The following is a 10,173-nucleotide window of genomic DNA, read 5'->3' on the forward strand; positions in this document are numbered from 1 at the left end:
ACAAAATCATGAACGAAGATAATAATAGAAATATAAATCCTTACGAGGAAGAGGAAGAAAGTAGTATTGATTTCGGTGCGATTTTCGCTGCACTGAAAAAGCAGATAAGACTTTATCTGATTATTGTACCTATTTTTTGTGTGTTGGGTGTAGCTTATGCTCTTAATCAGGTGAATTATTATACCAGTACTGTGATGTTGGCGCCTGAGGCGAGTACGGGTGGTGCTTCTAGCATGGGTGGCTTGGCTTCTTTGGCTAAGCGCTTTGGTGTTAGTGGTCGAAGTTCTTCTAGTGCCCAGGATGTGGATGCTATTTTGCCTGACTTGTATCCTGATTTGATTAACTCTGTTGACTTTAAGACCAAACTCTTCGAGGTTAATGTGCATCATAAGGATAAAAATGATAATATGCCTTATTACAACTATTTATTGAAGTATCAGAAGCGTGGTTGGATAGGTGAATTGTTTGGTGGTCCTATGGATACGATTAAGGTGGAGCCTGTTAATCCTTTTGAATTGACCAAAAAACAGGATAATATCGCTAAGGCTATTGATAAGAATGTGGTTTGTGATGTGGATAGCAAGACGGGTGTGATTACGATTACGGTAACCGATCAGGATGCTTATATCGCAGCTTGTATGGCGGATAGTGTGCGAGGTCGTCTGCAACGCTTCATCACGGATTATCGTACTGCTAAAGCTCGTCGTGACTTGGCTTATCAGACGAAACTCTATAAGGAAGCTAAACGTAAGTATATTGATGTTCGACAGAAATATATTGCGTATAGTGATGCTAACCAGGATATTGTTTTGGAGAGTGTTCGCTCTAAACTTGAGGATCTGGAGAATGATATGCAGTTGAAATATAATAGTTTAACTTCTCTTGATCAGGCTGTAGAAGCTGCGCAGGCAAAAGTACAGGAGTTTACTCCGGCTTTCACAACGTTGCAGTCGGCTACTGTTCCGGTGAAAAAGGCTGGTCCTTCAAGAGCAAAAATTTGTGCTGTCTTCCTGTTGGTTGGCATACTCATGGCAACGGGTATTGCGCTGTATAAAGAGGATCAAATCAAACCTTTGTTAGGATTGAACTAGAGTTGTTCATGAAATGGTAATTGATTCTATTAGATAGATATCTTATGAAGAAATTTTTATTCTGTTTAATGACGGTTTTTTGCCTTGCTCTTTCTGCTTCGGCGCAGATGAGTGATGCAAAGGTGGCTGAATATATCAAGTCGGCTGCTGCTTCGGGTAAATCGCAAGGACAGATTACGGCTCAGTTGATTCAGAAGGGAGTTACTATTGACCAGATTCGTCGACTTCGACAGGCGTATTCTTCGGATATTGCGAAGAGGGGCTTGTCGGGTACTGCTGATATGGCTGTGGATAAGTATGGTGATAGACTGAGTCAAAAGAATGGTAAAACGGGTGGCCAGGATTTGACGGCTGGTAAGGTGAGTGGTAATGCTAATCTGACGAATGAGTCGCAGATTACTTATCGAAAGATGGTTCGTGATGCTGAGGTGGAAGCGGCTATCCAAAAGGCTGAGACTGACGCTACTGGCAAGAAGGTATTCGGTCGGGATGTCTTCAATAATAAACTGTTGAGCTTTGAACCAACGATGAATATCGCTACACCGGCTAATTATGTATTGGGACCTGGTGATCAGGTGGTGATTGATATTTATGGTGGTAGTCAGAGTGAGAATACTTATACTATATCTAATGAAGGTACGGTTACGGTTCCTGGCTATGGTCCGATTCTTTTGAGCGGGTTGACCGTAGCTGGAGCTAATGCTAAGTTGAGCAAGACGCTGGGTAGCCGTTTCCAAAGTAGTACGGTGAAGGCAAGTGTAAGTCAGACTCGAAGCATTCATGTGAATGTGATGGGGGAAGTAAAGGTTCCGGGAACCTATGTCTTGAGTGCTTATGCTACTGTCTTTCATGCCCTATATATGGCTGGTGGTATCAATAACCTTGGTACGCTGCGTAATATTAAGGTGATGCGTAATGGGCACCAGATTTCGATAGTTGATGTCTATGAGTTTATTTTAAACGGTAGACTGGCTGGTAATGTACAGTTGAAAGATAATGATGTGATTATCGTATCGCCATATGATTGTTTGGTAGATATTAGTGGTAGCGTGAAGCGCCCGATGACTTATGAGATGCGTAAGAATGAGAGTGTTGCTACTATTCTGAAATATGCTGGCGGTTGGGCTAATGATGCTTATAAGAAGCAGGTTCGTATCCTTCGTGCAAATGGTGAACAGAAACAGGTTTTCAATGTTGATGAATTCGACATGAATAGCTTCCGCGTGATGGATGGTGATGCCATTTCTGTTGATCAGATTCTTGATCGTTATGAAAATATGGTTGAGGTCAAGGGTGCTGTCTTCCGTCCAGGTTTGTATCAGTTGGGTGATGAGATTAACAGTGTTCGCTCATTGGTGAAGTCTGCTCAGGGATTGACAGAGGATGCATATGCTAAGCATGCTGTTATTCATCGTCTGAAAGAGGATCGTACGAAGACCGTGATAGCTCTTGATTTGGAGGCCATAATGAATGGTGATGAACCGGATATGGCTTTGAAGAATGAGGATGTGCTCTTCATTCCTACTGAAGCAGACAAGACTAAGGCACGTACTTTGACCATACATGGTGAGGTACAGTTCCCAGGTACTTACGAATATGCTGAGCATCAGACTATTGAGGATTTCATTGTTCAGGCTGGTGGCTTGACCGATGCTGCTTCTACCGTGAAGATAGATGTTAGTCGTAGAATATTGGATCCTACAGCTCTTCAGTCTTCTAAATTGTTGGCTAAGACGTATTCTTTCACACTCAAAAATGGTTTGATTATTGATCGTCAGGCGAATTTCTTCTTGGAACCTTATGATGAGGTGTATGTTCGGAGAAGTCCGGGCTTTGAAACCCAGCGTCATGTAACGATTGATGGTGAGGCTCAATTCCCGGGGCAGTATACCATGACGACCAAAGCTATGAAATTGAGTGAGCTCGTAAAGGCTGCTGGTGGAGTTACTAAGGAGGCTTATGTTCATGGTGCTCGTATTCAGCGTGTCATGAATGAGGAAGAGAAAATGCGTGAGAGAGCAGTAGCTCGTGTTGCAGAGAACTATTTATCTCGTAAGGATTCTATTAAAGCTAGTGGGATGATGACTGAAGACCGCTATTATGTCGGTATAGACTTAGAGAAGGCCTTGCAGGATAGTACTTGTGCTGATAATATTATCTTACGTGAGGGTGATCGCTTGTTTATCCCTCAATATAATCCTACTGTTCGTGTTTCTGGCGATGTGATGTATCCTAACTCTGTGGCTTATATGCCAGGTAAGGGTATGAGTTATTATATTCAGCAGGCTGGTGGATATGGTAGCTTGGCGAAAGCGAAAAAGTCGTTTATTGTTTACCAGAATGGTAAGATTGGTGAACGCAATGATAAGATTGAACCGGGATGCGAAATTGTTGTGCCGTCTAAACCTGAGCGACAGGGTTGGAAATTTGCACAGATTTTTGGTATTAGTATGAGTGTTGTTTCACTAGCTGCGGTAATAGCGGCATTGTTGAAATAAAATTGAGAAAAGGGAAGCAGATTGCTTCCCTTTTTTATATTCGCCCGATGAATAAAAAACAATCAACCTTTTTGTATGATAGTCCATGATTATGCTATCATACGAAGAAGAATTAAATAAAAATATACAGATTTTAACTTATTTATACTTTCTCGTTTTGATGTGTTGAAAATTGTTTATAATTTTGCATGTGTAGTATTAAATTTTTACAACATGCAAGCGTTTAAACAATATTGGTTTTTATTTGGAGTATTTTTTTGCTTTATTTTATCTTCATGTGAGAAGATGGTGTTGGATGATATTGATGATAATGATTCTGATGTGACGGAAAATCATGAGACTCATGAAGGAATGGTCGCTCTGCGAATTACGCCTTTTGTCGGTGACCAGGCCAAATGTAGCTGGAAAGTGACGAGGGCTTCTGTCGATGCATCGGCAAATTGTAATTATTTGTATGCTGTGGTGTTTGATAAAGATGGTAACGTGGAGTCGGAGGCAACTTTCAATCAAAGTAATATGAACGAGATTACCTTGTATATGTCGAAGGGACATAATCATCGGGTGGCGTTGCTGGGGACTTATACGGCAGGTATTTTAGATGATAAAGGATGTATTTCTTTTGATAAGTTAAGCCTGAAAACGTATTATGCCGTTAAGGATTTTCGTGTTTCCTCTTCTAAAGAAAGTGAAATTCATGACGAGGTAACCTTAGTTCCGGTTGTTGCTTCTATCTGTTTAGAAACGCAGGTGTATGAGCAGCCGGTGGATATTACCATCAATGTGAGTCAGCGGAGTACAAAATTTGACTTGTACAGAGGGCAAGGGATTGAGATGGCTCCTACTTCTATTCAGGCAAAAGGGTTGATTTTTAACGAAGGTGGAAATCATTTGAAGATTCAGACTTTTATTGATCCAGATAACATGGAAGTGTTTACGGGAGATATTCAGACTCTGCCACAGTCTTCTGATGTCTATTATAAGGAGGGTTCTCTTTCTGTTAGTTGTAAGGATTCTAATTCTGGTGCAGATATGGGTACTGTCAGTTGTTCTGATTTTGCAATTGCGATTCGTCATACAACTACCTTGACAGGTATATTGTTTAGTAATCCTACTGCAATGGTAATCAAGGTAGATGATGATTTTTTTGAAGGTCCTACTTTTCATTTTTAATCGTAAAGCTCCCTTGGTCGGTTTTCTGAAGGTTGTTCTTGGTCATCTCATAGAAAAGGTGTACCTTTGTGGAGAATCTTAACAAACTAGATTTGGAATATAATAACATAATAACGAGAATAGTAGGAACATGAAGAAGATTGCTCTTATCACGGGTGCCACGTCGGGTATCGGACGTGCTTGTGCTTTTAAATTTGCTGAAGGAGGTTATAACTTGATTATTACAGCGCGTAGTGCTGACAAACTTGAAATAGTGAAGCGAGATTTGGAGGATTTGGGTGCAGAAGTGCTAGGTTTAGCTTTTGATGTTCAGAATCGTGAGGCCTCTAAAAAAGCGTATAATTATCTTCCTCAGGAATGGCGTGATATTGATGTATTAATTAATAATGCAGGTATGGCTCGCGGTTTGGAACCTGAATATAAAGGATCCTTTGAGGATTGGGATGAGATGATTGATACCAATATTAAAGGTTTGCTTACTATGACTCGTCTTGTTGTGCCTGGTATGGTGGAGCGTAATCATGGGCATGTCATTAATATCGGTAGTGTGGCTGGTGATGCCGCTTATGCAGGGGGCAATGTTTACTGCGCTACTAAAGCTGCTGTAAAAGCGCTTACTGATGGTCTTCGTATCGATTTGGCTAATACTGCAGTGCGTGTAACAAATATAAAACCAGGATTGGTTGAAACAAATTTCTCTAAGGTTAGATTTCATGGTGATGTGGAACGTGCGAATGCGGTGTATGATGGAATTAAGCCTTTAACGGGTGAAGATATTGCGGATGTGTGTTATTATGCAGCTTGCGCTCCTGAGCATGTTCAAATCGCTGAAGTGTTGGTACTGGCTACTCATCAAGCAAGTGGAAGTGTGATTTATCGTGCAAAATAATCGCATCATAGTTCTCCTGTGAGGGGGCGAATTTATTTCTCATCTTCAGGTACACCTTCTGGTAAATATACTTTACCACCTCGGTAGACTGCAAGAAGGGTACCTGAAGCGTTGCGAATCTGTCCATTATCTGACCAATAGGCGATAATGTTGCCTCTCATGTCAGCAACTTTATGATCGAAGAAATGACCGATGAGACGATCGTTATTGTAGATTTCACCCTTGCGATTATAGCGTAGCGGATAGCCGATGTTTTTTACTTTCCATTTTTCACCATCTCGCTCAACGAATTGGTAAGCAATAACAAATTTGCCTACTCGTCGCATTTTTATCATTAAGTTTGCATCCGAATTTTCCATAATCGGGTACGAAATTACATAATAATTGGGACTAATACGCAAGATAAAATCGGTTTTAAATATATTTTAGATTTATTCTTTTCAAAAAATGCACACACCTGTTGAGTGTGCGCATTTAAACATATTACCTTCGCACTGCAAAAACAGTCGAATAGTGCGACTATTTTTGCAGTAAGATATTTAAGATTATGATTATTAAGAGAGAACAATACATAGAAGCACTGCTGAACAAGCGATGGAACGGCAAGGTGAAGATTATCACTGGCATCCCATTCCTGTTGGGTGAATCAAGTCTTGGCTTCTAAAAAAACAATATGCAATCAAACTTCTTTTGTCGGTATGTGAAACGACATTCCGTCTTTGCCAGGCTGGTCAATATGGATTTTGTCCGATGTTGATGTGACTCTCAGTGTTGATTTTTCCTGCTTGTAATGGTCGGGCTGTCAAATAAAATGCCAAAAATCAGCGTTTTCAAAAATCGTCATCTAGCTTAAAATATTCAACTTTTGATCAGCCTGTTTGGTCTTTTTTCTTCCCCTCGATTTTCTCTCCCGCCAAAACCCCAGCTCCTGGGGGTCGAAACCTAAGACTTTGTTCGCTAAACTCTATGACCTTATCGCATCAACCCTAAGCTTTCGACCCCTAGGAGCTGGGGTTTTGGCGCCCATTTCTTGAACCGAAGAAACGTTAAATGTGTAACGTGTTGATATTCAGATAGATACGAAAATTCTTCAAAATTCGCGTATTTGAGGCATTCTTACATCGTAATTTCAAATACGCAAACCTCATGAGGGTTCTTGTCCGTAAAATTCAAAACCCCTCTTTTGTTGTACATGTCGTAAACGAAAATAACTGACCTCGCCAAGGAACTTTGTTGCCTTAGACTCGTCAGCTATCTGAAGCCCTCTGTTTTTTAAAAGAGCAATCTGGTCAGCGATGGATAACGCTTGCTTGGTATATAATCTCAATGTGGTCATAAAAGCAAAAGACCCGCTCTGGTTCGCTGGTCTTAAGGGAAGCGTGGCGGATTCTGTTGCTGCAAATATAGATAGATTATTGGGATTAAGCAAACCTTTTGCCAAGAAAATGATTGTTACCACCGCCTTTTTCGTCTTTTCTTATTTTTCTTTAATCCTTTATCCTTATATATTATAATGTGTACGTCCACGGGAGTAAGTCTTTATTGTCAAAGAATGCGCAAAATCTTAGTTTTTTGCAATTTTTTCTTGAAAACATTTGGAGGTTATGGATATTTTGTATACCTTTGCACTCGCTTTCGAACAAACGGAAGTAGCCAAATAACGTTGGTTATGAGGCTTAAGAGAAAGAGTTCTTTGAAAAGATTACATAGACAGAGAAGTAGTACAAGAAGCGTTCACATATTATAAATATGTGTGAATGGGTAACAAAAACAAACCGTCAAGTTTAGTTTTTGTCCAGGCTTTAAACCGACTTCAATAAAAGGATAAGCGTCCTTGAAACAGAGACAAATAATCTATTAATATAGATATTCAAAGATATTTTACAATGGAGAGTTTGATCCTGGCTCAGGATGAACGCTAGCTACAGGCTTAACACATGCAAGTCGAGGGGTAACATGAAGAAAGCTTGCTTTCTTTGATGACGACCGGCGCACGGGTGAGTATCGCGTATCCAACCTGCCCATAAGTAGGGAATAGCCTTGCGAAAGTAAGATTAATGCCCTATGGTTTCCGTTAAAGACATCTGAGATGGAATAAAGATTTATCGCTTATGGATGGGGATGCGTCTGATTAGGTAGTAGGCGGGGTAACGGCCCACCTAGCCGACGATCAGTAGGGGTTCTGAGAGGAAGGTCCCCCACATTGGAACTGAGACACGGTCCAAACTCCTACGGGAGGCAGCAGTGAGGAATATTGGTCAATGGACGGAAGTCTGAACCAGCCAAGTAGCGTGCAGGATGACGGCCCTATGGGTTGTAAACTGCTTTTTTAGGGGAATAAAGTTAGCCACGTGTGGTTATTTGCATGTACCCTACGAATAAGGACCGGCTAATTCCGTGCCAGCAGCCGCGGTAATACGGAAGGTCCGGGCGTTATCCGGATTTATTGGGTTTAAAGGGAGCGCAGGCCGTTTGGTAAGCGTGTTGTGAAATGTCCGGGCTCAACCTGGGCACTGCAGCGCGAACTGCCAGACTTGAGTGCACAGGAAGCGGGCGGAATTCGTGGTGTAGCGGTGAAATGCTTAGATATCACGAAGAACTCCAATTGCGAAGGCAGCTCGCTGTAGTGTTACTGACGCTAAAGCTCGAAAGTGCGGGTATCGAACAGGATTAGATACCCTGGTAGTCCGCACGGTAAACGATGGATGCCCGCTGTTTGCCCTTCGGGGTGAGTGGCTAAGCGAAAGCGTTAAGCATCCCACCTGGGGAGTACGCCGGCAACGGTGAAACTCAAAGGAATTGACGGGGGCCCGCACAAGCGGAGGAACATGTGGTTTAATTCGATGATACGCGAGGAACCTTACCCGGGCTTGAATTGCAGATGACGGATCTAGAGATAGTGACTTCCTTCGGGACATCTGTGAAGGTGCTGCATGGTTGTCGTCAGCTCGTGCCGTGAGGTGTCGGCTTAAGTGCCATAACGAGCGCAACCCTTCTCTTCAGTTGCCATCAGGTAGAGCTGGGCACTCTGGAGACACTGCCACCGTAAGGTGTGAGGAAGGTGGGGATGACGTCAAATCAGCACGGCCCTTACGTCCGGGGCTACACACGTGTTACAATGGCCGGTACAGAAAGTCGGATGCCCGTAAGGTCATTCTAATCAAGAAAGCCGGTCCCAGTTCGGACTGAGGTCTGCAACCCGACCTCACGAAGCTGGATTCGCTAGTAATCGCGCATCAGCCATGGCGCGGTGAATACGTTCCCGGGCCTTGTACACACCGCCCGTCAAGCCATGAAAGCCGGGGGTGCCTGAAGTCCGTGACCGCAAGGGTCGGCCTAGGGCAAAACTGGTAATTGGGGCTAAGTCGTAACAAGGTAGCCGTACCGGAAGGTGCGGCTGGAACACCTCCTTTCTGGAAGAGATGCTTATTTAGAAGTAAGTAAAAGTCAAGAGACATGACAAACGTAAAGGTTGGTTGATGTCATCCAAAGTTTCCTTGTACTACAGAACCTGTTTAATATATAAGAGAAAAAGGAAGCCGGGCTCGAAGATGCAAGCCCAGAAATCTTGGACAGTCAGCCAACCCGGAACTATAGTCCTATAGCTCAGTTGGTTAGAGCGCCACACTGATAATGTGGAGGTCGGCAGTTCAAGTCTGCCTGGGACTACAAAAACTTCCAGTCTTCTCAAACAAAAAAAAGTTTGGGGGATTAGCTCAGCTGGCTAGAGCACCTGCTTTGCAAGCAGGGGGTCAACGGTTCGAATCCGTTATTCTCCACTTCAGGTAATCCACTTTTGATCAGAGTGAGATAAGCCAATAAGATCTTTGACATATTGACACAAGCAAAACTGTAGCGAGAACTAGCAATAGTTCAAGAAACAATACAGCTGAAAGTATGAGCTACCGTTCATCTTACTTGGAGAAGCAATTCAAAAGCAAGACTGAACCGGTAAAGAAAAAAGTAAGAAAGGGCGTATGGCGGATGCCTAGGCTCACAGAGGCGATGAAGGACGTGATAAGCTGCGATAAGCTTCGGGTAGGTGCAAATAACCTTTGATCCGAGGATTTCCGAATGGGACAACCCATACATTTGAAGAATGTATATCTCTACCTAAGGTAGAGAGGCAAACCGAGGGAACTGAAACATCTTAGTACCTCGAGGAAGAGAAAATAAATAATGATTCCCCCAGTAGTGGCGAGCGACCGGGGAAGAGCCCAAACCGTCGTTGTTTCGGCATCGGCGGGGTAGTAGGACCGCGATATTGTATGTGTTTTGTGAGTAGAATGTTCTGGAAAGAACAACCATAGGAGGTGATAGTCCTGTATACGAAGCAAAACATGGCATAGCGGTATCCTGAGTAGCGCGGAGCACGAGGAATTCTGCGTGAATCAGCCGGGACCATCCGGTAAGGCTAAATACTCCTGTGAGACCGATAGTGAACGAGTACTGTGAAGGAAAGGTGAAAAGCACTCCGATGAGGAGAGTGAAATAGTTCCTGAAACCATACGCCTACAAGCGGTCG

At 42.8% G+C, this 10,173-nt stretch carries 6 protein-coding genes, 2 tRNA genes and 2 rRNA genes (1 of these 10 running past the window's edge); 9 read left to right on the top strand and 1 reads right to left on the bottom strand.

The features are described from left to right. Nucleotides 1-8: 8 nt before the first annotated feature. The 4 genes from L6469_RS11445 to L6469_RS11460 all read left to right on the top strand — a co-directional run bounded on the left by L6469_RS11445 (nt 9) and on the right by L6469_RS11460 (nt 5,648). The gene (locus L6469_RS11445) at nt 9-1,091 is read left to right on the top strand and encodes a Wzz/FepE/Etk N-terminal domain-containing protein (protein WP_006281720.1); all 1,083 of its coding nucleotides are present in this window, start codon (nt 9-11) and stop codon (nt 1,089-1,091) included. Nucleotides 1,092-1,135: 44 nt separating this feature from the next. Next, entirely contained in the window at nt 1,136-3,589 is a 2,454-nt protein-coding gene (locus L6469_RS11450) for an SLBB domain-containing protein (protein WP_006281719.1), read from the top strand. Between the two features lie 285 nt (nt 3,590-3,874). Continuing rightward, the gene (locus L6469_RS11455; protein ID WP_074803340.1) at nt 3,875-4,759 is read left to right on the top strand and encodes a hypothetical protein; all 885 of its coding nucleotides are present in this window, start codon (nt 3,875-3,877) and stop codon (nt 4,757-4,759) included. A gap of 130 nt (nt 4,760-4,889) precedes the next feature. Continuing rightward, nucleotides 4,890-5,648 (top strand): SDR family NAD(P)-dependent oxidoreductase, encoded by a 759-nt coding sequence (locus L6469_RS11460; RefSeq protein WP_006281718.1) that lies wholly within the window; start codon nt 4,890-4,892, stop codon nt 5,646-5,648. A gap of 32 nt (nt 5,649-5,680) precedes the next feature. On the opposite strand, the gene L6469_RS11465 is transcribed toward L6469_RS11460, so the two are convergent. Beyond that, nucleotides 5,681-6,007, bottom strand: a complete 327-nt coding sequence (locus L6469_RS11465; RefSeq protein WP_039869803.1) for a hypothetical protein — start codon at nt 6,005-6,007, stop codon at nt 5,681-5,683. Nucleotides 6,008-6,943: 936 nt separating this feature from the next. Here L6469_RS11465 and L6469_RS11470 point away from each other — a divergent pair. From L6469_RS11470 to L6469_RS11490, 5 genes are all read left to right on the top strand, one after another. After that, a complete protein-coding gene (locus tag L6469_RS11470) occupies nt 6,944-7,162 on the top strand; it encodes a hypothetical protein (RefSeq protein WP_006281716.1) in 219 nt (72 codons plus the stop codon). A 369-nt stretch (nt 7,163-7,531) separates the two neighbouring features. Continuing rightward, nucleotides 7,532-9,061, top strand: a 16S ribosomal RNA gene (locus L6469_RS11475). A 182-nt stretch (nt 9,062-9,243) separates the two neighbouring features. Next, nucleotides 9,244-9,317 (top strand) — tRNA-Ile (locus tag L6469_RS11480). A gap of 36 nt (nt 9,318-9,353) precedes the next feature. Then, nucleotides 9,354-9,427, top strand: a tRNA-Ala gene (locus tag L6469_RS11485). A gap of 178 nt (nt 9,428-9,605) precedes the next feature. Next, a 23S ribosomal RNA gene (locus tag L6469_RS11490) occupies nt 9,606-10,173 on the top strand; it runs 2,326 nt beyond the window's last position. The 16S and 23S rRNA genes sit together here with 2 tRNA genes alongside, the layout of an rRNA operon.

Source organism: Segatella baroniae B14 (genome assembly GCF_022024235.1).
Lineage (GTDB): Bacteria > Bacteroidota > Bacteroidia > Bacteroidales > Bacteroidaceae > Prevotella > Prevotella bryantii.